The 23990-nt window shown below is 61.6% G+C and carries 29 protein-coding genes and 1 pseudogene; 16 read left to right on the plus strand and 14 right to left on the minus strand.

Annotated elements, in window-relative coordinates:
• Positions 1-7: 7 nt before the first annotated feature.
• The 8 genes from murB to CPH89_RS28380 form a co-directional block, all read right to left on the minus strand.
• Positions 8-1027 (minus strand): UDP-N-acetylmuramate dehydrogenase, encoded by a 1020-nt coding sequence (murB, locus tag CPH89_RS28345; protein WP_053256794.1) that lies wholly within the window; start codon positions 1025-1027, stop codon positions 8-10.
• On the minus strand, positions 1024-1488 hold the full coding sequence (locus tag CPH89_RS28350; RefSeq protein ID WP_053256795.1) for a low molecular weight protein-tyrosine-phosphatase: 465 nt from the start codon (positions 1486-1488) through the stop codon (positions 1024-1026). Before CPH89_RS28350 ends, murB begins: the two co-directional genes overlap by 4 nt.
• Positions 1488-2252 (minus strand): 3-deoxy-manno-octulosonate cytidylyltransferase, encoded by a 765-nt coding sequence (gene kdsB / locus CPH89_RS28355; protein ID WP_053256796.1) that lies wholly within the window; start codon positions 2250-2252, stop codon positions 1488-1490. Before kdsB ends, CPH89_RS28350 begins: the two co-directional genes overlap by 1 nt.
• Positions 2249-2434, minus strand: coding sequence for a Trm112 family protein (locus tag CPH89_RS28360; RefSeq protein WP_003174668.1), 186 nt, complete (start codon positions 2432-2434; stop codon positions 2249-2251). The genes kdsB and CPH89_RS28360 overlap by 4 nt, the downstream gene beginning before the upstream one ends.
• A gap of 23 nt (positions 2435-2457) precedes the next feature.
• Positions 2458-3468: a tetraacyldisaccharide 4'-kinase gene (gene lpxK / locus CPH89_RS28365; RefSeq protein ID WP_053256797.1), complete on the minus strand. Its 1011-nt coding sequence runs from the start codon at positions 3466-3468 to the stop codon at positions 2458-2460.
• Positions 3468-3896, minus strand: a complete 429-nt coding sequence (locus CPH89_RS28370) for an ExbD/TolR family protein (protein WP_053256798.1) — start codon at positions 3894-3896, stop codon at positions 3468-3470. The genes lpxK and CPH89_RS28370 overlap by 1 nt, the downstream gene beginning before the upstream one ends.
• On the minus strand, positions 3893-4528 hold the full coding sequence (locus tag CPH89_RS28375; protein WP_053256799.1) for a MotA/TolQ/ExbB proton channel family protein: 636 nt from the start codon (positions 4526-4528) through the stop codon (positions 3893-3895). Before CPH89_RS28375 ends, CPH89_RS28370 begins: the two co-directional genes overlap by 4 nt.
• A gap of 109 nt (positions 4529-4637) precedes the next feature.
• Positions 4638-6863, minus strand: a complete 2226-nt coding sequence (locus tag CPH89_RS28380) for a DNA internalization-related competence protein ComEC/Rec2 (protein WP_081006383.1) — start codon at positions 6861-6863, stop codon at positions 4638-4640.
• A gap of 135 nt (positions 6864-6998) precedes the next feature.
• Between CPH89_RS28380 and CPH89_RS28385 the strand changes: the two genes are divergently transcribed.
• The gene (locus tag CPH89_RS28385) at positions 6999-7520 is read left to right on the plus strand and encodes a DUF2062 domain-containing protein (protein WP_053256801.1); all 522 of its coding nucleotides are present in this window, start codon (positions 6999-7001) and stop codon (positions 7518-7520) included.
• On the opposite strand, the gene CPH89_RS28390 is transcribed toward CPH89_RS28385, so the two are convergent.
• Positions 7517-8875 carry a sensor histidine kinase gene (locus tag CPH89_RS28390; protein WP_053256802.1) on the minus strand — a complete coding sequence of 453 codons (1359 nt, stop codon included), beginning with the start codon at positions 8873-8875 and terminating at the stop codon, positions 7517-7519. The two genes, CPH89_RS28385 and CPH89_RS28390, sit on opposite strands and share 4 nt — an antisense overlap.
• Positions 8862-9590 (minus strand): response regulator transcription factor, encoded by a 729-nt coding sequence (locus CPH89_RS28395; protein WP_053256803.1) that lies wholly within the window; start codon positions 9588-9590, stop codon positions 8862-8864. Before CPH89_RS28395 ends, CPH89_RS28390 begins: the two co-directional genes overlap by 14 nt.
• A gap of 205 nt (positions 9591-9795) precedes the next feature.
• On the opposite strand from CPH89_RS28395, the pseudogene CPH89_RS28400 reads away from it, so the two are divergent.
• The 4 genes and pseudogenes from CPH89_RS28400 to CPH89_RS28415 all read left to right on the plus strand — a co-directional run bounded on the left by CPH89_RS28400 (position 9796) and on the right by CPH89_RS28415 (position 13810).
• Positions 9796-11830 (plus strand): annotated as a pseudogene (locus CPH89_RS28400) (response regulator).
• Positions 11831-11907: 77 nt separating this feature from the next.
• The gene (locus tag CPH89_RS28405) at positions 11908-12897 is read left to right on the plus strand and encodes a 2-hydroxyacid dehydrogenase (RefSeq protein WP_053256804.1); all 990 of its coding nucleotides are present in this window, start codon (positions 11908-11910) and stop codon (positions 12895-12897) included.
• 71 nt (positions 12898-12968) lie between these two features.
• Positions 12969-13409 carry a hypothetical protein gene (locus tag CPH89_RS28410; protein WP_053256805.1) on the plus strand — a complete coding sequence of 147 codons (441 nt, stop codon included), beginning with the start codon at positions 12969-12971 and terminating at the stop codon, positions 13407-13409.
• Positions 13406-13810, plus strand: coding sequence for an META domain-containing protein (locus tag CPH89_RS28415; RefSeq protein ID WP_053256806.1), 405 nt, complete (start codon positions 13406-13408; stop codon positions 13808-13810). The genes CPH89_RS28410 and CPH89_RS28415 overlap by 4 nt, the downstream gene beginning before the upstream one ends.
• 137 nt (positions 13811-13947) lie before the next feature.
• Here the strand turns inward: CPH89_RS28415 and CPH89_RS28420 are convergent, their stop codons facing one another.
• Positions 13948-14409, minus strand: coding sequence for a TlpA disulfide reductase family protein (locus CPH89_RS28420; protein WP_053256807.1), 462 nt, complete (start codon positions 14407-14409; stop codon positions 13948-13950).
• Between the two features lie 115 nt (positions 14410-14524).
• Between CPH89_RS28420 and arsC the strand changes: the two genes are divergently transcribed.
• The 3 genes from arsC to CPH89_RS28435 are packed head-to-tail and all read left to right on the plus strand — an operon-like array spanning position 14525 to position 15880.
• Complete coding sequence (arsC, locus tag CPH89_RS28425) at positions 14525-14878, plus strand: arsenate reductase (glutaredoxin) (RefSeq protein WP_053256808.1); 354 nt, start codon at positions 14525-14527, stop codon at positions 14876-14878.
• Positions 14875-15489, plus strand: a complete 615-nt coding sequence (gene wrbA, locus CPH89_RS28430) for an NAD(P)H:quinone oxidoreductase (RefSeq protein WP_053256809.1) — start codon at positions 14875-14877, stop codon at positions 15487-15489. The genes arsC and wrbA overlap by 4 nt, the downstream gene beginning before the upstream one ends.
• Positions 15473-15880, plus strand: coding sequence for a DUF2069 domain-containing protein (locus CPH89_RS28435; RefSeq protein WP_053256810.1), 408 nt, complete (start codon positions 15473-15475; stop codon positions 15878-15880). The genes wrbA and CPH89_RS28435 overlap by 17 nt, the downstream gene beginning before the upstream one ends.
• A 124-nt stretch (positions 15881-16004) precedes the next feature.
• Here CPH89_RS28435 and CPH89_RS28440 read toward each other — a convergent pair whose 3' ends face one another.
• On the minus strand, positions 16005-16676 hold the full coding sequence (locus tag CPH89_RS28440) for a DNA-3-methyladenine glycosylase I (protein ID WP_053256811.1): 672 nt from the start codon (positions 16674-16676) through the stop codon (positions 16005-16007).
• A 67-nt stretch (positions 16677-16743) separates the two neighbouring features.
• Entirely contained in the window at positions 16744-17568 is an 825-nt protein-coding gene (gene ttcA / locus CPH89_RS28445; protein WP_053256812.1) for a tRNA 2-thiocytidine(32) synthetase TtcA, read from the minus strand.
• Between the two features lie 301 nt (positions 17569-17869).
• Between ttcA and CPH89_RS28450 the strand changes: the two genes are divergently transcribed.
• Positions 17870-18472 (plus strand): Yip1 family protein, encoded by a 603-nt coding sequence (locus CPH89_RS28450; RefSeq protein ID WP_053256813.1) that lies wholly within the window; start codon positions 17870-17872, stop codon positions 18470-18472.
• 127 nt (positions 18473-18599) lie between these two features.
• Positions 18600-19094, plus strand: a complete 495-nt coding sequence (locus CPH89_RS28455; protein ID WP_053257992.1) for a SprT family zinc-dependent metalloprotease — start codon at positions 18600-18602, stop codon at positions 19092-19094.
• A gap of 33 nt (positions 19095-19127) precedes the next feature.
• Here CPH89_RS28455 and CPH89_RS28460 read toward each other — a convergent pair whose 3' ends face one another.
• Positions 19128-20309: a CaiB/BaiF CoA transferase family protein gene (locus CPH89_RS28460; protein WP_053256814.1), complete on the minus strand. Its 1182-nt coding sequence runs from the start codon at positions 20307-20309 to the stop codon at positions 19128-19130.
• A 157-nt stretch (positions 20310-20466) separates the two neighbouring features.
• Between CPH89_RS28460 and tusD the strand changes: the two genes are divergently transcribed.
• From tusD to CPH89_RS28490, 6 genes are all read left to right on the plus strand, one after another.
• Positions 20467-20859 (plus strand): sulfurtransferase complex subunit TusD, encoded by a 393-nt coding sequence (gene tusD / locus CPH89_RS28465; RefSeq protein WP_053256815.1) that lies wholly within the window; start codon positions 20467-20469, stop codon positions 20857-20859.
• 1 nt (position 20860) lies between these two features.
• Positions 20861-21211, plus strand: a complete 351-nt coding sequence (gene tusC / locus CPH89_RS28470; RefSeq protein ID WP_053256816.1) for a sulfurtransferase complex subunit TusC — start codon at positions 20861-20863, stop codon at positions 21209-21211.
• Complete coding sequence (tusB, locus tag CPH89_RS28475; protein ID WP_053256817.1) at positions 21211-21489, plus strand: sulfurtransferase complex subunit TusB; 279 nt, start codon at positions 21211-21213, stop codon at positions 21487-21489. Before tusC ends, tusB begins: the two co-directional genes overlap by 1 nt.
• Complete coding sequence (locus CPH89_RS28480; protein ID WP_053256818.1) at positions 21486-21821, plus strand: TusE/DsrC/DsvC family sulfur relay protein; 336 nt, start codon at positions 21486-21488, stop codon at positions 21819-21821. Before tusB ends, CPH89_RS28480 begins: the two co-directional genes overlap by 4 nt.
• Complete coding sequence (locus CPH89_RS28485; RefSeq protein ID WP_053256819.1) at positions 21818-22819, plus strand: glycosyl transferase family protein; 1002 nt, start codon at positions 21818-21820, stop codon at positions 22817-22819. The genes CPH89_RS28480 and CPH89_RS28485 overlap by 4 nt, the downstream gene beginning before the upstream one ends.
• 88 nt (positions 22820-22907) lie before the next feature.
• On the plus strand, positions 22908-23903 hold the full coding sequence (locus tag CPH89_RS28490) for a glutathione S-transferase family protein (protein WP_053256820.1): 996 nt from the start codon (positions 22908-22910) through the stop codon (positions 23901-23903).
• The last annotated feature ends 87 nt before the right edge of the window (positions 23904-23990 follow it).

Raw genomic sequence — 23990 nt, forward strand, 5'->3', positions numbered from 1 at the left:
TAACGCGTCAGTACTGGTTAGGTTCCATCTCCAGGTCAACCTTGAAGCGTTCAGCAATGTCCTGCTGAATACGCAGCGCCAGGTTGGCAATGTCGTGCCCTGTAGCAGCGCCATAGTTGACCAATACGAGCGCCTGCAGCTTGTGCACGCCCGCATCGCCGTCACGAAAGCCCTTCCAGCCAGCCTTGTCGATCAGCCAGCCGGCGGCGAGCTTCATCTGCCCGTCAGCCTGCGGGTACGCCACCAGGTCCGGATACAACGCCTGCAACTCTGCGGCCAAGGTTTGCGACACCAGCGGGTTCTTGAAGAAACTGCCCGCATTGCCCAGCTCTGCCGGGTCCGGCAGTTTTTCGCGGCGGATGCTGCAAATGGCACGGCTCACGTCACTGGGCGTCGCCTCGGTGATGCCCTGCCCGGCCAGGCGCTGCTGTACCGGGCCGTAGTCGAGTTTCAAGTGACTGGCACGGCTCAAGGCAAAGCGCACACGCAGGATCAGCCAGCGCCCTGTCTCGTGCTTGAACAGACTGTCGCGGTAAGCAAAGTTGCACGCTTCGAGGCTGAAATCGCGCAACTCGCCGGTTTGGCGATCCAATGCGGTCAGGCCGGCAAAAACGTCCTTGATCTCCACACCGTAGGCGCCGATGTTCTGCATCGGCGCAGCACCGACGGTGCCGGGGATCAGGCTGAGGTTTTCCAGGCCGCAGAAACCGTGTTCCAGGGTCCACAGCACAAACGGATGCCAGGCTTCACCGGCTTCGGCCTCGACCACCACGTGCACGCCATCATCTTGCAGCACGCGAATGCCCTGGGTTGCCATGCGCAGCACCAACGCCGGGATATCCTGGGTCAACAACACATTGCTGCCACCACCAATCACCAACAGCGGCAACGCCTGTGCGGCAGCGTAGGTCAAGGCTTCACGCACATCGGCATCGCTATGGGCCTCGGCGAACAACTGGGCGCGCACGTCAATGCCGAAGCTGTTGAATGGCTTGAGCGATACCTGCGCAAGCACTTGCAAGGTCATAACCGCCCCTTCAATTCGATCACCAATAAATCACAGGCTCGCTCGATCAGGTCCAGAACCCGCTCAAAGCCTTGCTCGCCTTCGTAGTAAGGGTCTGGCACTTCATCCACCTCGGCGTCATACCGGCGCAGGAACAAGTCCAGCTCCGCCTTGCCTGGCCCGGGGTGCAGCGCCTTGAGATTGCGCAGGTTGCTGTGGTCCATGGCCAGGATCAGGTCATAGCGCGCAAAGTCAGCGCGGGAAACCTGCTGGGCACGCTGAGCGGACAAGTCGTAGCCCCGCGCCAGTGCCGCGCGCTGGCTACGCTTGTCCGGTGGGTTGCCGACATGCCATTCACCGGTTCCGGCGGACGCCACCTCAACCTGGTCTGCCAACCCCGCCTCGCGCAATTTGTGGCGCAGGACGCCCTCAGCGGTGGGCGAACGGCAGATATTGCCCAGGCAGACGAACAAGACCTCCATCAGGCCCCCAGCAGGCGACGAACGCGCTCAAGGTCTTCCGGGGTGTCGACACCGGCAGGTGGCGCTTCGAAGGCGTCTGCCACATGAATGCGCACGCCGTGCCACAGGGCGCGTAGCTGTTCCAGGGACTCGGTGTTCTCCAGCCAGCACGGGCCCCAGCTGACGAAGTCATGCAGGAAACCGGCGCGATAGGCATAGATGCCGATATGGCGGCGATACGGCACGCCGTCCGGCAACACGTCAGGGTTGCTGGCGAAGGCGTCTCGCGCCCACGGCAATGTCGAGCGGCTGAACGTCAGCGCAAGGCCATTGATGTCGCTGACCACCTTCACCACGTTCGGGTTGAACAGGGTGGCGATGTCTTCGATCGGTTCGGCCAGGGTCGCCATGCGCGCCTCGCCATGGGCAGCCAGGTTGGCGGCGACCTGATCGATCACGCTCGGCGGGATCAAGGGCTCGTCACCTTGCACATTGACCACGATCGCATCGGCGGCCAGGCCGAGTTGCGTCGCGACTTCGGCCAGGCGATCAGTGCCGGAGTTATGGTCTTCGCGGGTTAATAACGCTTCGGCGCCGAAACCCTTACAGGCCTCGATGATGCGCGGGTCATCGGTGGCGACCACAACCCGTTCGGCGCTGCTTTTACAGGCCTGTTCCCACACCAGCTGGATCATCGGCTTGTTGCCGATCAATTGCAGCGGCTTGCCCGGCAGGCGCGTCGATGCATAGCGTGATGGGATGACGACGGTAAAGGCTGTGGTCATTTATCCAGGCGCTCATCGGTGGTCAGGGTGCGGGCTTCGCTTTCGAGCATTACCGGGATGCCATCACGGATCGGGTAAGCCAGGCCAGCCCCCTTGCTGATCAGCTCGGTTTTGTCGGCGCTGAGCTTTAGCGGGCCTTTGCAGATCGGGCAAGCGAGGATGTCGAGCAGTTTGGTGTCCATGAGTATTTCCTGGAAGAAGCGATTTAAGGCAAGAGTCGGGCGGGCAGCAGGCGCATCAGTTGCGTGTCGAACCAGGCCACAAACGCCGGTGACGGCACTGCATCCACCGCAAGGTACCACCAGTCGGGCTGGGCGAAGGCGCGGCACTTCACCGCGTCCTTTTCGGTCATGACCAGCGGTAACGACGGCGTAAAATTCAGGACCTCTGCGCTGTAGGGCGCATGGTCGGCAAACGCATGGGGTATCGGCTGCCAGTGTAGCGTTTCAAGGGTATTGAAGAAACGTTGCGGGTTACCGATGCCGGCGACCGCATGAACCTGCTGGCCAAGCGGAAAATGATCGACCGGGCGGCGCTCGCCGGTGCTCAAGTTGATCAACGCCGTCGGTAACAGACGAAAGGCAAAACCATCCTGAGGGTCGGAGCCTGCACCGTTGTACAACAGCGCATCGACGCTGTGCAGGCGTTCCACTGGCTCACGCAACGGCCCGGCCGGCAGGCAACGGCGGTTACCCAGGCCACGGGCGGCGTCGATCAGCACCAATTCCAGGTCGCGAGCCAGGCGGTAGTGCTGCAGGCCGTCGTCAGAGAGAATCAGGTCAAGGTGCTCGCTGGCCAGCAGCGCTTGCACCGCGCGGCTACGGTCAGGATCAATCATCAGCGGCACACCGCAGCGCTGCACGATCAGCAGCGGTTCATCCCCGGCTACCGCTGCGCTGTGGCTGGCCTCGACCCGCCAGGGCAACTGTGGCGGCTTTGCACCGTAACCGCGACTGACCACCCCAACACGCAAGCCACTGCGCTGACAGTGCTGGATCAGCCACAGGATCAACGGCGTCTTGCCCGTGCCACCTACGGTAATATTCCCCACCACCACCACAGGCACCGGTGATTGGTAGATCTCCCCCTCGCCGGCCACGAAGCGCGCGCGCTTGCGCTGCACCACACGGCGATATAAGCACTCCAACGGCCGCAGCAGCATGAGTGCCGGATGCCCTTCGTACCAGGCCTTGAGCAGACGATCGGAAATGGCCATCAGGGTTGGCTCGCCGCCTCGACGGTGGTCATGCGCAGGTGGCTGAAACCCAGCTTGCCGGCAGCATCCATGGCGGTGATAACGGCTTGGTGCTGGGTTTTGCCGTCCGCACTGATCGACAGCGGCATTTTGGTGTCGCCGCCGGACTCTTTCTGCAGGGCGTCCATCAGGCTGGCCAGGTCGTTTTTCTCGAGCAATTGGTTATTCACCGAAAAGACGCCGTCGGCACTGATGGCGATGTCCAGTTGCTTGACTTCCTGGTCTTCGGCCGGCGAGCCGCTCACCGCTTCCGGCAAGTCGACACGCAGCTGGGTTTCCCGGGTGAACGTGGTGGTGACAACAAAAAACAGTAGCAGGATAAAGACCACGTCGATCAACGACGCCAGGTTGATATCCACGTTCTCCCGTTGCTTGCGGCGAAATTTCACGCTCGGCCCTCAACGAAATCGACATCACGATCGCCCTGCACCACTTCGACCAGCTTGATGGCTTCCTGCTCCATACCGACCACCAGCTCATCGATGCGACGTTGCAGGAAACGGTGGAAAAATACCGAAGGGATGCCGACCATCAGGCCCGCAGCCGTGGTAATCAACGCCTTGGAGATACCGCCCGCCAGCACGGCGGCGTTAGTGGTCATGCCCGACCCCATGAACGAGCTGAAAATATCGATCATGCCCAGCACCGTACCCAACAGGCCGAGCAACGGTGCCATGGCCGCAATGGTGCCAAGCGCGTTGATATAGCGCTCCATTTCATGGATGACCCGGGCAGCGGCCTCCTCGATGCACTCTTTCATGATCTCTCGACCATGCTTGGAGTTGGCAAGGCCGGCCGCGAGGATTTCACCTAAAGGCGAGTTGGCGCGTAATTCCTTGAGCTTTTCTTTATCCAGCTGCTTGTTCTTGATCCAGCCCCAGACTTGCCCCAACAGATGCTCAGGCGTTATCCGGCTGGCGCGCAGGGTCCACAGGCGTTCGGCAATGATGCCAAGGGCGGCGATGGAGCTCAATATAATCGGCAACATCATCCAGCCGCCGGATTTGACCAATTCCCACACAGTGAATGTCCCCTCGAAAAAGTGCGCCACTTTACCATATAGGTTCGCCAGCGTGGTTCGCCGGCCAAAGGCCCGCCGTTCACGGACCAGGGTCTTTGGTAACCCTGGATTACGGTAACGCCTCGCGCCAGAATCTACGTTGACTACGCGCAACAACCGGTGCTTGGAAGGTACCCAGTTGCAGACGCACGGCCCCCCGTTCCGCGCTGTCGTAGACTTGGCTGCCCAACGCTTGATAACGCTCCATTACCTGTGGGTGGGGATGACCAAATGCATTGCCACGCCCGCGTGAGATCAGTACCGAGCTGGGCGCAAGGCGTTGCAGCAAAGGCCAGGATGAGGAGCTGCGGCTGCCATGGTGGGGCGCTTGCAGCCAATCCGTCGGCACCGCCAGCGGGGATGTGAGGAACGCCCTTTCAGCGGCTTGATCGATATCCCCCGTCAGCAGCAGGCGTTCGCCCTGGGCTTGCACGCGCAACACGCAGGATTTCGGATTAGGGCTCGTGGCGCCTGACCATTGCCACAGCTCAAACGACACGCCATCCCACTCCCATTGCTCACCACTGATGCAAGGCTGCGTATCGAGAAACGCCGGCAGCCCTGCGGACTCTCCGCCGACAACCCGCCCGACCGCAAGCGCACGGGCAACCGCGGTGGCGCCGCCGGCATGGTCAGCGTGGGCGTGGCTGATCACCATGAGGTCCAGCGCCCCTACCCCCAGTTTTTGCAGCGCCGGCAACACCACGCGCGCACCGAGGTCGGCCGCCCCGGAGCGCGGCCCTGCGTCGTAGAGCATTGTGTGATGGCGCGTGCGCAGGATCACCGCTTGCCCCTGCCCGACATCCAGTTGCAGCACCTCCACCTGCCCATGCGGCACCAGTGCCCGCGGCGGAAAGATTGCCACCATCAACATCGGCCAGCCCAGCAGCCGAAACGGCACGCCTTTGGGCAATAGCAATAACACCGCGCCCACAGCGCTTAATAACCAATAACCCACGGGCACCTCGGCAGGCACCCAGGCCGAGCGCAGCCCCGCCAACAGCGTCAAGCCCCTGAACAGACCATCAAGCGCTCCACCGGCCAACCACAACAAGCCCTCGCCCACCCACGGCACCGCCATAAGCAAGGTCCCCAGCAGTGCCAGAGGCAACACCACCAAGCTGATCCACGGCACGGCAAACAGGTTGGCAACCGGCGCGCTGAGGCTGATGGGCAAGCCCTGCACCAGCAATACCGGAAACAAACCGATGGCGATCAACCCTTGGGGACGCGTCCAGGCCTGCCAGATGCGCCACGGGCCCAAGCGCCCGCTGAACGCCAGAACCAGCACCGCCACGGCTGCAAACGACAACCAGAACCCCGGCTGCAAACTGGCCAACGGCTCCAGCACCAGCACGCCATCGAGGGCGAGTAATAACGGCCACCACACGCCTAAATGCCGAAAACGCAGACGCCACAGCAATACCAGCCCGACCATCACGCAGGCCCGCTGCACCGGTACACCGAACCCCGCCAACAGGCCGTAACCGAGCGCAGCGGTAAACGCCAGGCCGCACGCCCACGGCAGCCACGGCAAGGCTCGGGGCCAGCAACCGTAGCGTGCCAGCCCGGCTACCAGGCCGTAGATCAACCCCGCGAGCAAGCCGATGTGCTGACCGGAAATCACCAGCAGGTGCACGGTTCCGGTGTCTTGCAACACCTGCCAATCCGCGGTCGCCAGCCCCGAGCCATCGCCCAGCACCAACGCCGCCAAGCCCGCCTCGCGACCTTGAGCATCAACTGCTTTCAAGCGCTGCCGGACGCTGTCACGCCAGGCATTGCGGGCCGGCGCCAGGCGTTGGCCATCCTTCACCGAACCGGTGGCCCCCATACGCTGGGCGAGCAACCAGGCCTCATAGTCAAAGCCATGAAAATTAAGCAGCCCCGCGGGCCGTTTCAAGGTGATCGCCAGCCGCCAGCGCTCGCCGCTGTTTACCGGCGGGCCACCCTGCCAGGACACTCGGATACGCTGGGGCAACCGAGCCGTACGCGACCGGCCGTCGGCCAATTCGAAGCGCACGCCGGTGCTCGTTTGCTGTGGCAACCCAACCACACGGCCCTCTACCCACCGCGTCTGCCCGTCCAGTGCCGGCTGGAGCCGATCATTCAACGCCCATTGCGCGCTGATGCAGGCCCAACCCAACCCCAGCAGGAAGAACGCCAGCGGGTAGGTGCGAAACGGCAACAGCATCAACGCCAGCACGAACATGGCCAGCAGCCATGCGGTGGGCGGCAGTGCCGGTAGAAATCGCAGCGTAAGCAATCCAAGTCCGAGCGCGAACATGCCTGTTCTCATGAATCATCCTTTTCAAGTGATTCACTCAGTCTTAGTCGCCCGCTCAGCACGGCCTATGATGTTTTGTCACAAAGTCTGAATTTTCTGTTTATAGAATGCGGGCATACTTGCCCCTCGCACTGACCTGGACCCCTTATGCCCCGGCGCCTCTTTAAACGGTACATGCCCGATCCCACGAGTATCCGGGAACACAAGTCCTTACGATTTCTCGGCACGTTGCTGCATGACCCGAACCTCTGGCACCTGAACCGGCACTCCGTCGCGCGCGCTATGGCGGTGGGCCTGTTCGCGGCGTTTATCCCGATTCCGCTGCAGATGTTATTGGCCGCGATCCTGGCGATCGCGGTGCGCGGCAATATGCCGATTGCTGTCAGCCTGGTGTGGCTGACCAACCCGATCACCATGCCGGTGGTGTTCTTCTGTACGTACCTGACCGGGGCGTGGCTGATGAACACGCCGCCACGCAGCTTGCCCGATGACTTGACCTGGGAATGGATCAGCAGCCAGTTGAGCACCCTGTGGCAACCGTTCCTGCTGGGTTCCGTGGTGTGCGGCCTGGTGCTGGCCGCGCTGGCGTACTGCCTGACGATGGGGTACTGGCGTTGGTGGGTCGCGCACCAGTGGAAGAAGCGCAAGCAGCGTCGCGCTGAAAGCTAACCGGCCCGCAGTCGCAGATGCACGCGCAAGCCTTGCCCGCTATTTTCCGCCCACAAACGCCCGCCCTGGCGCTGTACAGCGTTGCGGGCGATGCTCAAGCCCAGGCCGAAACCGCCATTACCGGGCCGTGAGCCCTCCAATCGGGTAAACGGCGCGAAAATACGTTCCAAGTCCTGCTCGGCAATGCCGCCGCCCTGGTCTTCCAGCCAGATATGCCACTCATCACCTTCGCGACAGCCGTCCAGCGTCACCACCCCGTGGGCAGGAGAATGCCTGATGGCATTGCGCAGAATGTTTTCCAGGGCCTGGGCCAGCGCATTCAGGTTGCCCCGCACCCAGCAATCCGCCGGCAACCGGCAGGGCAAACGCGACGCCGGCCAGTGGCTTTCATAACAGGCGTTTTCCCGCAGCATGTCCCACAACGCCTGGAGCTGAATATCTTCGTTGGGCAGCGGCGCTGTTTCGCTATCCAGCCACGCCAGTTGCAGACTGTCTTCTACCAGGCGCTGCATGGCGTCGATTTCCCGACTCAATCGCTCACGCAATTGCGCCAGATCCTGCTCACTGTCACAGGCCACCCGCAATCGACTTAACGGGGTGCGCAGTTCGTGGGACATATCCCGCAGCAGCTGTTGCTGCAACAGCACGGTGCCCTGCAAACGCTCGGACATGTGGTCAAAGGCCCGGCCCAACTCCCCCAATTCATCCTGACGGCTGGTGGCCTCGTTGGACATTCGCGTATTCAATTGATCGGCCCGCCACGCATTGGCCTGCTCGCGCAATTGGTTGAGGGGCATGATCAGCAGCCGGTAGAGGCCCACGCAGAGCAGCAAGGTAAACAGGCCGGGAATCACCCCATTGGTGACCACGCGCCAGAACACTTGATAGCGCCCCGGCATAAAGCGTTGCGGCAACTCCATCACCAGCGAACCGACCCCAGCGTCCACCGGGAAGGGGATTTTCACCCACGGCAGGCCTTTAACATGCCGACTGACCGGCCACTCCAGCCCACGCAGGAAGGTCAGGCGCTGGCTCTCTTTGTCGCTCAAGGGCGTGCTGCTCAGCGACTGCAAGTCGTGACCGATCACCCCCAGCCACGTGGATTCGCGCTTGGCCATCAGCTGTAGCCAGGCATCCACGCCTGCGCGGCCCTGCGTACTCCATGCCAGTTCCGCCCCCGCCGCATAGCCGCGCAGAATCGCCCGCGACTCTTCGGCCACATAGGCACTGCGCTGTTCCATGTATCGGCCCCACGACCAACTGAGCCAAATCATCAGTAAACAGAAGGCGATCAGCAGGCAGGCAAGTTTCCAGAATAACGAGTGCTTGCCGGGCAGTTGCTCAAAGCCCTTCATCATGCACGCTCAGCACATAGCCCTTGCCCCACACGGTGCGCACTTCGCGCTCGTTGTAGCCGATGGCCTTGAGCTTGCGGCGAATCTGGCTGATGTGCATGTCCAGGCTACGGTCGTGGGGCGCATAACCGCGCTGCAACACATGCTGATAAAGGAACGCTTTGCTGAGCACTTCATCGGCATTGCGGTGCAGGGTTTCCAGCAGGCGAAATTCACTGCGGGTCAGCCCTGCCCAGAGCGTCTGGTAGCAGACGTCATACAGCTCATCGTCAAAGCACAGGGGGCGACTGTCGTCGCGTGCCGGTAAAACAGTGGGCGGCGGGCGACGGTCCAGGGCCACGCGACGCAGGATCGCCTCGATGCGTACCCGCAATTCGACCATGCTGAACGGCTTGGGCAGGTAATCGTCCGCACCGAGACGAAAGCCGCTGACGCGATCGGCTTCGGCGCCCAACGCAGACATGAGGATCACCGGGATTGTCTGGCTCTGGCGCAGATGCGTGAGGATCGACAAGCCGTCCATGCCGGGCAGCAGGATATCCATCAACACCACGTCGAACACCTGGTCACGCGCCAGTTGCAGGCCCTGTTCGCCGTTGCGACACCAGGTGACCTCAAAGCCGCAGCGGCCCAGGTGTTCATGGACGTACGCGCCCAGCACAGGGTCATCTTCGATCGTCAGGACATTGGGTAGAGCAACCACGGCGGGATTCATTAGCGTCTGCAAGTCATTCTCAATCACTGATTATTCAAGATTAAACTGTCGCAGGCAATCGCCAGCTGGCGCCCAATGGCCCGCAGATTGCGGTCTGTCATTAATTTGCGAGATTCCGCACCGCGCAAATGGCTACACTGCGCAGGTGGCGTGGGCCGGATGCCCGCGCGGATCATTGAAAACAATGTGGCAACAGGAGAGTGGCGTGCTTACAAAAATGGGGATAAAAGGCCGCGTACTGTTGCTGACCTTATTACCGACCAGCTTGATGGCCCTGCTGTTAGGGGGCTATTTCACCTGGATGCAGCTGTCGGAATTGCAGTCCCAATTGCTGCAACGCGGCGAAATGATCGCTGAACAATTGGCACCGCTGGTGGCCCCTGCGTTAAGCAGCAAGAACACCGACCTGCTGGAGCGCATCGCCACCCAGTCGCTGGAGCAACCGGACGTGCGCGCCGTGTCGTTCCTTGCGCCGGACCGTTCATCCCTGGCCCACGCCGGCCCGACCATGCTTAACCAGCCGCCCGTCGGCAACAGCTCCCACCTGCTGCAACGCACCGGCAATGACGCCACGCGCTACCTGCTGCCGGTATTCGGTCGCCCCCGCCGCCCATGCCAAACAGCTGGAACTGGTCAGCCTGGTGTACCGCGACACGCCGTTGGCGCTGGTGGGTGACCCGCTGCGCCTCAAACAGATCCTCACCAACCTGATCAGCAATGCGATCAAGTTCACCCGCGAGGGCACCATCGTCGCCAGGGCGATGGTCGAGGACGAACAGGAAGACAGCGTCCAACTGCGCATCAGCGTGCAAGACACCGGCATCGGGCTGTCCAACCAGGATGTACGCGCGCTGTTCCAAGCCTTCAGCCAGGCCGACAACTCGCTGTCGCGGCAACCGGGCGGCACCGGCCTGGGCCTGGTGATCTCCAAGCGCCTGATCGAGCAGATGGGCGGTGAAATCGGGGTCGACAGCACGCCGGGCGAAGGTTCGGAGTTCTGGATCAGCCTGAACCTGCCCAAAACCCGCGACGACGCCGAAGACCTGCCCTCCGCGCCGCTGCTCGGCCGTCGTGTGGCCGTGCTGGAAAACCACGAGTTGGCGCGCCAGGCCCTGCAACATCAACTGGAAGACTGCGGCCTGGAAGTCACGCCATTCAATACCCTGGAAAGCCTCACCAACGGCATCACCAGCGCCCATCAGACCGAACAGGCAATTGACCTGGCCGTGCTCGGCATCACCGCCAATGACATTCCGCCCGAACGCCTCAACCAGCATCTCTGGGACCTTGAACACCTGGGTTGCAAAGTGCTGGTGCTGTGCCCGACCACCGAGCAGATGCTGTTCAACCAGTCGGTGCCCAACCCCAACAGCCAATTGCAGGCCAAGCCGGCCTGTACGCGCAAGCTGCGCCGTGCCCTTGCCGACCTGATCAGCCCGCGCCCGTTGCGCAGTGAGCCTGGTGAGCCCCTGTCCAGCCGCGCACCCCGTGTGCTTTGCGTGGACGACAACCCGGCAAACCTACTGCTGGTGCAAACCCTGCTCGAAGACATGGGTGCCAAGGTCCAGGCCGTGGAAAGCGGTTACGCGGCCATCGACGCCGTGAAGCAGGAAACCTTCGACCTGGTGCTGATGGACGTGCAAATGCCCGGTATGGACGGCCGCCAAAGCACCGAGGCGATCCGCCAATGGGAAAGCGAGCGCCACGGCACGCCATTGCCGGTGGTCGCCCTCACCGCCCACGCCATGGCCAACGAAAAACGCGCCCTGCTGCAAAGTGGCATGGACGACTACCTGACCAAACCCATCAGCGAGCGGCAACTGGCCCAAGTGGTGTTGAAATGGACCGGCCTGGCCCTGCGCAACCAAGGGCCGGAACGCACCACTGACAGTTTTGGCCCAGGCGTACAACTGCTGGTACTGGACCATGACGAAGGCCTGCGCCTGGCGGCCAACAAAGCTGACCTGGCGGCCGATATGCTCGCCATGTTGCTGGCCTCGCTGGAAGCTGATCGCCTGGCCATTACCGCCGCCCGTGAAGCCAAAGACAACAACGCCCTGATCGAGCGCGTCCACCGCTTGCATGGCGCCACGCGCTACTGTGGTGTGCCGCAATTGCGCGCCGCCTGCCAACGTGCAGAAACCTTGCTTAAGCAAGACGACGCCAAAGCCGTCACCGCGCTGGACGAGCTGGACATGGCCATTGCACGGCTGGCCAGCGAGGCGCGCGTCAGCGTTTAAGGCGCCTGTGTGGGGGCGGGCAAGCCCGCGCCCACCGGGGTCATGTATTTTTTTCCGCGAGTGCAGGGAGCTTTTTCATGCGCGTGATTCTTTTCAGCAGCCAGACCTACGACCGTGACAGTTTTCTCGGCGAGCCGCTGCCAACCGGCCTTGAACTGCAATTTCAACCTGCCCGGCTCAACCTCGACACCGTGGCCCTGGCCGAACACCACGACGTGGTCTGTGCGTTTATCAATGATGATCTCAGCGCTCCGGTGCTGGAACAGTTGGCCGCAGGCGGCACGCGCCTGATTGCCCTGCGCTCGGCCGGTTACAACCATGTCGACTTGCCCGCCGCCAAACGCCTGGGCCTGAGCATCGTGCGCGTTCCTGCCTACTCGCCTCACGCGGTGGCCGAGCACGCGGTCGCGCTGATCCTGGCCCTCAACCGCCGCCTGCACCGCGCCTACAACCGCACCCGCGACGGTGATTTCAGCCTGCATGGGCTGACCGGTTTCGACCTGGTGGGCAAGACCGTCGGGGTGGTCGGCACCGGGCAGATCGGGGCCACGTTCGCGAAAATCATGGCCGGGTTCGGCTGCCAGTTGCTCGCCTTTGACCCCTTCCCCAACCCGCAGGTCCAGGCCCTCGGCGCCCGTTACGTCAGCCTGCCTGAACTGCTGGCGCAAGCGCAGATCATCAGCCTGCACTGCCCGCTGACCGCCGACAGCAAGCACCTGATCAACGCCCGCTCTTTGGCGCAGCTGCAACCTGGCGCGATGCTGATCAACACCGGTCGCGGTGGTTTGGTAGAGACCCCGGCGCTGATCGAAGCCCTCAAGGACGGCCAACTCGGCTACCTGGGGCTGGACGTGTACGAAGAAGAGGCCCAACTGTTTTTTGAGGACCGCTCCGACCTGCCCCTGCAAGACGATGTGCTCGCGCGCCTGCTGACCTTCCCCAACGTGATCATCACCGCACACCAGGCATTTCTTACCCGTGAGGCCCTGGCGGCAATCGCCGGCACCACCTTGGCCAACATTGCCGCCTGGGCCAATGGCCAGCCGCAGAACCTGGTCGACGGTTGATCAGCGGTCACATACCAGGCTCATGATCGGCCGGCACCCGTGATAGGATGCCGCGCCTATTTGGAGGATCCATGGCCGAACACGATTTCCGCTTCAGCTTGCTGAGCCCGCAACACACCCTGATCGAATGCCGCGCCCTGGTGCCGGGCCGTTACCAAGTCACTGGCAACGGCGGTTCGATCAAGCATGGCGACATTCTGATCGTCACCCTGCGCGGCAGTAAAACCCTGTCGATGCGCCTGACCGTCGAAGGTGACGCGCGCTATTCCATCCGCCCGGCGGGCCAATGGGTCGCCATGGCCCAGGGGCCGAAATTCGGCGAGCTGGAGATTCACACCTGGAAGGTCAATTGCGACAGCTGCGACAGCGTGCTGGAGTTTGAATTCGCGGTGGAAACCAAGCTGACCAAAGAGCCGCTGCAACCGGCCGCCAACGCGCGCATCAAGGAATTGGGCTGGGCCAGCGAAGGCGACAAGCACCGCTGCCCGAAATGCCAGCAGGCCGCGCAATGAAAGGCGCGCTTATGCTCGCCGCCATCGCGGTTGGCCTGACGGGCTGCGCCGGGGATGCCGTGAAGCTTAAGCAGGATCACAGCTATGTCGTGGAATGGATTGGCGAGCGCCCGCTGATGGACTACGCCAACCTGACCGTCACCCTCGGTGCCGATGGCCGCGCCTATGGCAATGGCGGCTGCAACCACTGGTTCGCACCGTACACCGTCGAGGGCGACAAGCTCAGCTTCGGCAAGATCGGCAGCACCCGCAAACTGTGCGCCGAGGCCTTGATGGAGCAGGAACACCGCTTCTTCCAGGCCCTGCAAGGCGTTGAGCGTTGGGACATCTCGCCGATCGAGCAGACGCGCTTCTGGCCGGCCGAAGGCAAGCCGATTCGCCTGTGGCTTGAAGAAGGCTGATAGCCCCGATCCAGATACGGGTGAGGTCTAAGTATGGGAGGGGGCTTGCTCCCGATAGCCGTGGGTCAGTCCACTAATAAGTCGCTGACAGACTGCCATCGGAAGCAAGCCCCCTCCCACATTGGTTTGTGGTTGCTTTAGCCGCGTAAGGCTTTAAGTTTGGCCAACACGCCTTGCGCTGTCTGCTCACCCATCAACTGTTCACGCACCTTGCCCTTGTCATCAATGATGTAGGTCACTGGCAACGCCTCACTGCGCGGAATATCAAAAATCTCCTCGGGGTTCTGCGCCAGCACGGTGAACTTGATCCCCAGCTTCTCGCTGGCGGCCTTGAGTTCTTCACCCTGTACGTTGTCGAAATTGACCCCGAACACGCCCACGTTCTGCCCTTTCAACTGCTCGGCCAAGGCATTCAGTTCGGGAATTTCCGTACGGCACGGGCCACACCATTCGGCCCAGTAATTGACCACCACCCATTGTTTGTCCAAGCGTTCGGCCGCCACTTTCTTGCCGTATTGGTCAACGCCGTAATCGTTACCGCAGCCGCTGAGCAGCAGGGTTGTGATGATCGCCAATGCACCGATCAGTCGCCTAGTCATGGGGTAATCCTTCGCAAAAATGAACGTTGGCTGCGACCTATCGCCTCTTACGGTTTAAGGACGGGCCGCAGCGCAGGTAGAATACCCGCCACCTTACGCAAGATGCGACCCGCACATGACCGATCTGACGCTTTATCACAACCCGCGCTGCTCGAAATCCCGCGGAGCGCTCGAACTGCTGGAAGCTCGCGGCCTCAATCCGAGCGTGGTTCGCTACCTCGAAACCCCGCTGAACGCCGCGCAATTAAAGGCTTTGCTCGGCAAGCTGGGGATCAGCGCGCGCCAACTGCTGCGCACCGGCGAAGAGGAATACAAAGCCCTCAACCTGGCCGACGCCAGCCTCAGCGAAACCCAGTTGATCGCCGCCATCGCCGAACATCCGAAGCTGATGGAACGCCCGATTCTGGAAACCCGCGACAAAGCCATCATTGGCCGTCCGCCGGAAAACGTGCTGGAGATCCTGCCGTGACTGCGCCCTATGTGCTGGTGTTGTATTACAGCCGCAATGGTTCGGTGAGCGAAATGGCCCGTCAGATTGCCCGAGGTATCGAGCAAGGTGGCCTGGAAGCACGCTTACGCACCGTGCCGGCGATCTCCGCCGAATGCGAAGCCGTGGCGCCGAGTATCCCGGACGAAGGCGCGCTGTATGCAAGCCTGGATGATTTGAAAAACTGCTCGGCCCTGGCCCTCGGCAGCCCGACGCGCTTCGGCAACATGGCCGCACCGCTCAAATACTTTCTGGATGGCACCAGCAACCTGTGGCTCACCGGCGCGCTCGTCGGCAAGCCCGCGGGTGTATTCACTTCCACCGCCAGCCTGCATGGCGGCCAGGAAACCACACTGATGTCGATGCTGTTGCCGCTGTTGCACCACGGCATGCTGATCACCGGCCTGCCTTACAGCGAGCAGGCGCTGCTGGACACCCAGGGCGGCGGCACGCCGTATGGCGCCAGCCATCACGCCGGGCCCGACGGCAAGCGCATGCTCGATCAACACGAAATCACGCTGTGCCGCGCCTTGGGCTTGCGCCTGGCCAACACCGCCGTGTTGCTGGAGAACGGCCGTGGCCAGAAAGCCTAAAGTCCTGCCGCCCCGGGCGTGGCTGGAACCACGGGTCAAGGTCGCACGGGTGCTGAGCCTGCTGGCGTTTCTTGGGTTGGTGGGTTTGTTGTGCGGGTATTACCTGTTCGTCGCCGACCTGCACGGCGCACGTCCATGGGTAATCCTGCTCATCGAACTGGTGCCATTGGTGTTGTTGGCCCCAGGGATGCTGCTCGGCAGCGCGCGCGGGCATTCGTGGATGTGCTTTGTGGTGAACCTGTACTTCATCAAGGGCGCGCTGGCCGCGTATGACCCGAACCGGCAGTGGTTCGGCGTGCTGGAAATGCTCGCGAGCCTGGCGGTGTTTTGCACCGCGTTGTTGTATGTGCGGTGGCGGCATCAGTTGAATCGGCGGTTGGCTGAGGCCTGATAGAGATTCGGCGCCTGATAGTCAGTCTTCGCGAGCAAGCCCGCTCCCACATTTGTCCGCGTACATCCTTTGGAATGCGGTCGAATGTGGGAGCGGGCTTGCTCGCGAAGGCATCACCTCGGTCTCAATGGTTGACGGTGTAAGCCAGCATCATCGACAACTGGCACATCGGCCGCCCACTCTCGGCGTGCCACTGGTTGAACGCGCCCTGCACCGTCGCCAGATCACGCAGGCTGGTCGGCGCTTTGTCGACGATTTTCTGCGCATTCAAGGCCGCCACCACGTCATCGCTCGGCACAAAGGTGTCCTTGCCTACCATGCGCAGGAAGCGCGGCGCCGACAGCCCGCCCAATTGATGGCCGTGCTTGCTCAGGTACTTCCACAAACCGACGATATCGGTCACTGGCCAGTCGGCGATAAACGCGCCGAAACTGCCCTTTTCCTGCTCGATGTCCAGCATCATCTGCGCATTGCGCGGCACACTTTTGAGTTTGCCCAGGTGACGGATGATACGAGTGTCCTGCATCAAGCGCTCCAGGTGCTCTGCGCCCATCAACACCACCTTTTCCGGGTCGAAGCCGAAGAAAACCTGCTCGAACGCAGGCCACTTCGAATCCACCACACTGTGCTTCAGGCCCGCGCGGAATACGCGCAGCGCCAGGGTCGACAGGTAACGGTCATCACTGATTTTGCGCAATTGCGCCGGGGTCTTGGGTACAGGCAGATGGGCTTCCAACTCGGCCGCCGAACCGAAGCGGTTCAGACAATATTCGTGCAGCCACTTGTAATCGCGCATGCCCTCTCCTGGCAATTGAATTGAAAACGGCGCCCGCAAGCGCCGTCTTTCAGAGCGTTGAAACGGGCTAGAGGTTCACAACATTGACGAAGCGCGAAGCGGCGGTCTCATCAATTTTCAGGCTGGTGAAGTCGAACAGGTTGCGGTCGGCCAATTGCGACGGCTGCACATTCTGTAAGCTGCGGAAGATGCTTTCGGTGCGCCCGGGTGTCTTGCGTTCCCAATCCACGAGCATTTCCTTGACCACCTGGCGTTGCAGGTTTTCCTGGGAGCCACACAGGTTGCACGGGATGATCGGGAATTGCTTGAAGTCGGAGTAGGCCTGGATGTCTTTCTCGTTGCAATACGCCAGCGGGCGGATCACCACGTTGCGCCCGTCATCGGCGCGCAGCTTGGGCGGCATGGCCTTGAGCGAGCCGTTGAAGAACATATTGAGGAAAAACGTCTCGACGATGTCATCACGGTGATGACCGAGGGCCATCTTGGTCGCGCCGATTTCATCGGCAAAGGTGTAGAGCGTGCCACGGCGCAGGCGCGAGCACAGCGAACAGGTGGTTTTGCCTTCCGGGATCAGTTCCTTGACCACCGAATAGGTGTCTTTCTCGACGATGTGATACTCGACGCCCAATGCTTTCAGATAGGCCGGCAGGACATGCTCGGGGAAACCCGGTTGTTTCTGGTCCATGTTGACGGCGACGATCTCGAACTTGATCGGTGCGACCTTCTGCAGGTGCAGCAGCACGTCAAGCAGGGTGTAGCTGTCTTTGCCGCCGGAGAGGCAGACCATGACCTTGTCGCCCTCTTCGATCATGTTGAAATCGGCGACCGCTTCACCGGCCAGGCGACGCAGGCGTTTTTGCAGTTTGTTCTGGTTGACCGTAAGAGTGCCCATGGCGCTTGGATCCGCTAGAGGTGTGTGACGAAAAGCGCGGTATTTTAGCGGTAAGGACGCCCAAGTTCCAAGGTGGGAGCGCGCCCGCAGCCCACCCTGCCGTTCGCGGGGCGGCCGACAGACCTCACCGCGATTAGCGCCAATGTTTACAGCGCAATTTGCTCTAAAGCCCTACAGTTTTTCCGGTCATGACTTCCTATACTGCGACTTGAGGTCGCACAACTATCCAGGACCTTTGAGGCCATTTGGCCCGTGGGCGCTCCGATGGGGGGCGATGGTAATTACGACAGGAGTGACTGGCATGATCCATCACGTCGTGGGGCTGTTTACCCATCCCGACCAGGAATGGCGGGAAATTCGTGGCGATAAAGAAGAAAGTATCGGCCACATGTACCTCACTCACACCTTGATTCTCGCGGCGATCCCCGCCGTCTCTGCCTTTATCGGCACCACCCGCGTCGGCTGGGTCATTGGCAACCGCTCCCCGGTCATGCTGACCCAGGAAAGCGCACTGTGGATGACCCTGATGTCGTATGCGGCCATGCTTGGCGGCGTGGCGGTGATGGGCGCGTTCATTCACTGGATGGCCCGTACCTATGACGCAAGCCCCAGCATGGCGCGGTGTGTCGCGTTTGCCACTTACACGGCGACCCCGCTGTTTATCGGCGGGCTGGCAGCGCTCTACCCGCACATGTGGCTGGGAATGGTCGTGGGCACGGCGGCGATCTGCTACACGGTGTACCTGCTGTATGTGGGGCTGCCGACCTTTATGAGCATTGACCCGGACGAGGGCTTCCTGTTTTCCAGCTCGGTACTGGCCGTGGGCCTGGTGGTGCTGGTGGCGATCATGGCGTTTACTGTGATCGTCTGGGGCCTGGGCGTGGGACCGATCTATACCAATTAGGCTGATAAACTCTGGGCAAAGCCACCGCAAGGTGGCTTTGTGCGTTATGCATGACCATTCGGCGCCTGACAGATTCGGAAACACCTGCTTTTGCGGCATACTGGACGTCTCTGGAGATATGTACAGCATGCCCGAGCAACTCAATACCCGCGTCGAAGATTGTTTCCTGCAAGCCGAATCCTTTTTCAAACGAAGCTTCAAACGCCCCCAGGTCAGCCTCAAGCTGCGGGGCCAGAAAGCCGGTGTCGCGCATTTGCACGAGAACCTGCTGCGCTTCAACCCACAGTTGTACCGCGAAAACAGCCAGCACTTCCTTAAACAGACCGTGGCCCATGAAGTGGCGCACCTGATTGCCCACCAATTGTTTGGCGAGCGCATCCAGCCCCATGGCGAGGAATGGCAATTGATCATGCGCGGGGTTTACGAACTGCCGCCGGATCGCTGCCACACCTATGCAGTCAAACGTCGACAAGTGACCCGCTATATCTACCGCTGCCCGTGTGCCGACAGCGACTTCCCGTTCTCAGCCCAGCGGCATGGGTTGGTGAACCAGGGGCGGCGTTATTTGTGCCGACGGTGCCGGCATACCTTGGTGTACACCGGGGAAACTCGGGTGGAGTGATGGAGGGTGCCTGCGGTAGCGCCTGCCCGGGCACTACCCAACCACCTTGGCCCGCCGCAAGGCGTCGATCCGCTGAGCACTGAAGCCTAACTCGGCGAGCACTTCATCACTGTGCGCCCCCACAGCCGCGCCGATATGCCGAGGCTGCGGCAACCCGTCGGAAAACTTCAACGGACAGGCGATTTGCGCCTGGGTCGAGCCATCGCCGCGCGGCACCTGGCTGACCAGTTGCCGCGCTTTCAACTGCGGATGCTCCACAGCCTCACTCAAGCTCAGTACCGGCTCCACACACGCATCCAGCCCGGCAAACAGCTCGCACAACTCATCAAAGCTGCGTTTCTCGAACTCGACCTGCAATCCCAGCTTCAGCGCTTTTTGCTGTTCCGGTTTGGGGGACAGGCCGTGTGCCGCCAACTCCGGACGCCCCAATCCCGCGCACAAGGCCTGCATAAACGCGGGTTCCAGACTGCCGACCGACATCCAGCGGCCATCGCGGGAGCGGTAATAATCGTAGAAGCTGCCGCCGTTCAGCACATGCGTCTCCCAACCCGGCTCCACACCACAGGCCAGATACCCTGCCCCGGCCATCGCGTTCAGGCTGAACGAGCAATCGGTCATGCTCACATCCAGGTATTGGCCAACCCCGGTCTGTTGCCGGGCAATCACCGCCGCGAGCAAACCGACTACCGCATGCAGCGAACCACCGCCGACATCCGCCAATTGCACGCCGAGCGGCAGCGGCCCGCTGTCTTGACGACCGGTGTAACTGGCGACACCGGCCAGCGCCAGGTAGTTGATATCGTGCCCGGCCCGGTCTTTGTAAGGGCCGGTCTGGCCATAGCCGGTAATCGACACATAAATCAGCTTCGGGTTGATCGCCTTCAACGCCTCATAACCCAGGCCCAGACGATCCATCACCCCAGGCCGGAATTGCTCAAGGACGATGTCGTAGTCTTTGACCAACTCGCGCACGATCTCCAGGGCCTCGGCCTGCTTGAGATCCAGCGCCAGGCTGCGTTTATTGCGATTGAGATAGGCATGGCTCGCCGATGTCCCCTGATCATGCGGCGGCAACACCCGCAAGAGGTCCATGCGCGTGGGCGATTCGATGCGCAATACCTCGGCGCCCATGTCCGCCAGCATCAAGGACGCGAACGGACCCGGCAGCAAGGTGGAAAAATCCAGCACTTTGAGCGAAGCCAAGGGACCTGACATGGCGACTCCATTTGGGGTTCGAATGCCCACAGCGTAGGCAGCCTTGCGCCTGGCGGCAATCGTCAGAACAATCACCGCGAGTGACCGTTTTGATCACGGCGGGCTTTTTCGCGGCGGCGGCTTTATGATTGGCCTACGTTTGCTTGCAGAGTGTTCCATGAAGTTTGCGATTGCGTTGTTTTCCGCCGCCCATGCGCCCTCCTCGCGCCGCGCCTTGCTGTTCGCACAGGCCGCGCTGGCCGGTGGGCATGAGATTGTGCGGCTGTTTTTTTATCAGGACGGGGTGTACAGCGCCTCCACTAACATCGTTGCGCCCCAGGATGAGCAAGACATCGCCCGGCAATGGCGCGAGTTTGTCAGCGCGCACCAGCTCGACGGCGTGGTGTGCATCGCCGCGGCCTTGCGCCGTGGCGTGCTGAACAAGGAAGAGGCCACGCGCTATCAACGCAGCGCTGTGAACCTCGACGCGCCGTGGGCGCTGTCGGGCCTTGGGCAGTTGCATGACGCCGCCCAGGCCGCTGACCGCCTGATCTGCTTTGGAGGGCCGTGAGATGTCCAAATCCTTATTGGTAATCAGCCGTCAGGCACCGTGGTCCGGGCCGAGCGCGCGTGAAGCGCTGGATATCGTGCTGGCCGGTGGCGCATTTGATCTGCCGATCGGCCTGCTGTTTATGGATGACGGCGTGTTTCAGCTGGCGCCACACCAGGACGCCAAGGCCGTGCAGCAAAAAGACCTCAGCGCCAACTTGCAGGCGTTGGGCCTGTTCGGGATCGATGACGTGTTTGCCTGCAGCCACAGCCTGGCCGCGCGCGGGCTCGCGCCACCCGCCAGTGCTCAGGCCTTGGGCAACGAGCAGATTTCCCAACTGATTGACCGTTACGACCAGGTGATTACCCTCTGATGTCGACTTTACATGTGGTGTCCCACTCCCCATTCACCGATAGCCGCCTCGCCAGTTGCCTGCGCGTTTGCGGCGCCGAAGACGCGATCCTGCTGTGCGGCGATGGCGCCTACGGCCTGCACGATGCAGCGCTGCACACCAAGGGCGTGAAGGTCTTTGTGCTGGCCGAAGACATGCAGGCGCGCAATCTGCCCCTGCCAGACTGGGCCGACAGCGTGGACTATCCAGGGTTCGTGCAGTTGTCGATCGACTACGACAAGGTCAACACCTGGCTATGAACACCTTGACCGTAGGTTCGCGCACCCTGGAACTGGACAAGGACGGCTATCTCGTCGACCTGAATCAATGGTCCACCGACGTGGCCAACGCCCTTGCCGCCGCCGAACGTCTGGAATTGACGGCAGACCACTGGGAAATCCTCGAACTGCTGCGGGGTTTCTACGCCGAGTTTCAGTTGTCCCCCGCCACGCGCCCACTGATCAAGTACACCGCCTTGAAACTGGGCCCGGAAAAGGGCAATAGCCTGCACCTCAACACACTGTTCAACGGCACTCCCGCCAAACTCGCCGCCAAGCTGGCGGGCCTGCCCAGGCCGACGAATTGCTTATGACCGATTTTGCCCCGCTGACCCTTCAAACCCCTGCCGAACACCCGTTTGCGCAGTTCGTGCGCATCCTGGGCAAAGGCAAGCGCGGCGCGCGCAACCTCACCCGCGAAGAAGCCCGTGAGGCCATGGGCATGCTGCTCGACGAAAAAGTCGAAGACACCCAGCTCGGCGCCTTCCTGATGTTGCTGCGGCACAAGGAAGAAAGCCCGGAAGAACTCGCCGGGTTTACCGAAGCGGTGCGCGAACGCCTGAATGCGCCGGCGTTGAACGTTGATATCGACTGGCCTACCTACGCCGGCAAAAAACGCCACCTGCCGTGGTATTTGCTGGCGGCCAAATGCCTGGCGCAGAACGGTGTGCGCATCCTGATGCACGGCGGCGGCGCTCACACCGCTGGCCGGTTGTACACCGAGCAATTGCTGGACGGGCTGCAGATCCCGTTGTGCCGTAATTGGCAGCAGGTTGAAAGCGCGTTCGAACACGGCAACCTGGCGTTTATGCCTCTGGGTGACTGGGCACCGCAACTGCAACGCATGATTGATTTGCGTAACACCCTGGGCCTGCGCTCGCCGATCCATTCCCTGGCGCGTCTGCTCAACCCGCTGAATGCACGTTGCGGCCTGCAAAGTATTTTCCACCCCGGTTATCAGGGCGTGCACCGTGACGCCAGCGGCCTGCTCGGTGACAACGTGATTGTGGTCAAGGGCGATGGTGGCGAGGTCGAGATCAACCCCGACACCTTGAGCCACCTCTATGGCACCACCGGCGGCGAAAGCTGGGACGAAGAGTGGCCCGCCCTCTCCGACCAGCGCCACGTCAAACCCGCGACCCTGGAGCCCGAGCATTTGAAAGCGCTGTGGCGCGGCGATGTCGAGGACAGCTACCCGCAACTGGCCCTGATCGCCACCATGGCCCTCGCCTTGCGCGGCCTCGGCCACCCACGGGAACAGGCCTTTGAACTGGCCCAGCATTACTGGGACGCGCGGGACAAATCGATTTAATCGATCATTACCCCGCAGTCTTTGCGCTTTTAGTTCGAACTCATCCCTTTAGACTGGGCTCCAACGCTTATTAGCCAAGGAGCCAGTCATGGGTTTGCTGATCGAAGGACACTGGAAAGACCAGTGGTACGAAAGCAGTGCAGACGGCGCTTTCCAGCGCGAACAGGCGCAACGGCGTCACTGGGTGACAGCCAACGGCGAGCCCGGCCCCAGCGGCGAAGGCGGCTTCCAGGCAGAAGCCGGTCGCTATCATCTGTATGTTTCCCTCGCCTGCCCCTGGGCCCACCGCACCTTGATCCTGCGCAAGCTCAAGGGCCTGGAAAGCCTGATTGACGTTTCCGTAGTCAGTTGGCTGATGCTGGAAAACGGCTGGACCTTCGACAAGGCCCACGGCTCCACCGGCGATAGGCTCGATGGGTTCGAATTCATGCACCAGCGCTACACCGCAGACACTGCCGACTACACCGGCCGCGTCACCGTACCGGTGCTCTGGGACAAAAAGCTCAAGCGCATCGTGAGCAATGAATCCGCGGAGATCATCCGCATGTTCAACAGCGCCTTCAACGACCTGACCGGCAACACGCTGGACTTCTACCCCGAAGCACTACGTGCAAGCATCGACGCGCTGAACGACCGCATCTACCCGGCCGTGAACAATGGCGTGTACCGCGCAGGCTTCGCCACCTCGCAAAAGGCCTATGAAAGCGCATTTGATGATGTGTTTGCCGAGCTCGATCACCTGGAGCGGCACCTGGACGCGCACCGTTACCTGGCCGGTGAATACCTGACCGAAGCCGATGTGCGGCTGTTCACCACGCTGATTCGTTTTGATGCGGTGTATTACAGCCACTTCAAATGCAACCTGCGGCGGATTGCCGATTATCCGAACTTGTCGAACTGGCTGCGGGAGATGTACCAATGGCCGGGCGTGGCCGAGACGGTGGATTTTGCGCACATCAAGGGGCATTACTACGCGAGCCATCGGACGATCAATCCGACGGGGATTGTGCCGAAAGGGCCGTTGCAAACCTTTGATGCCGGGCATGACAGGAAGCGGCTAAGTGGCAAAGGCGTCCAGGGCTGATCCGAATCAGTCGCTGTGTTTGAAGGCCTCATCGGGGGCAAGCCCCCTCCCACATTTGGGTCTGTGCACACAGGCCAATGTGGGAGC

The organism is Pseudomonas fluorescens, from assembly GCF_900215245.1.
Lineage (GTDB): Bacteria > Pseudomonadota > Gammaproteobacteria > Pseudomonadales > Pseudomonadaceae > Aquipseudomonas > Aquipseudomonas fluorescens.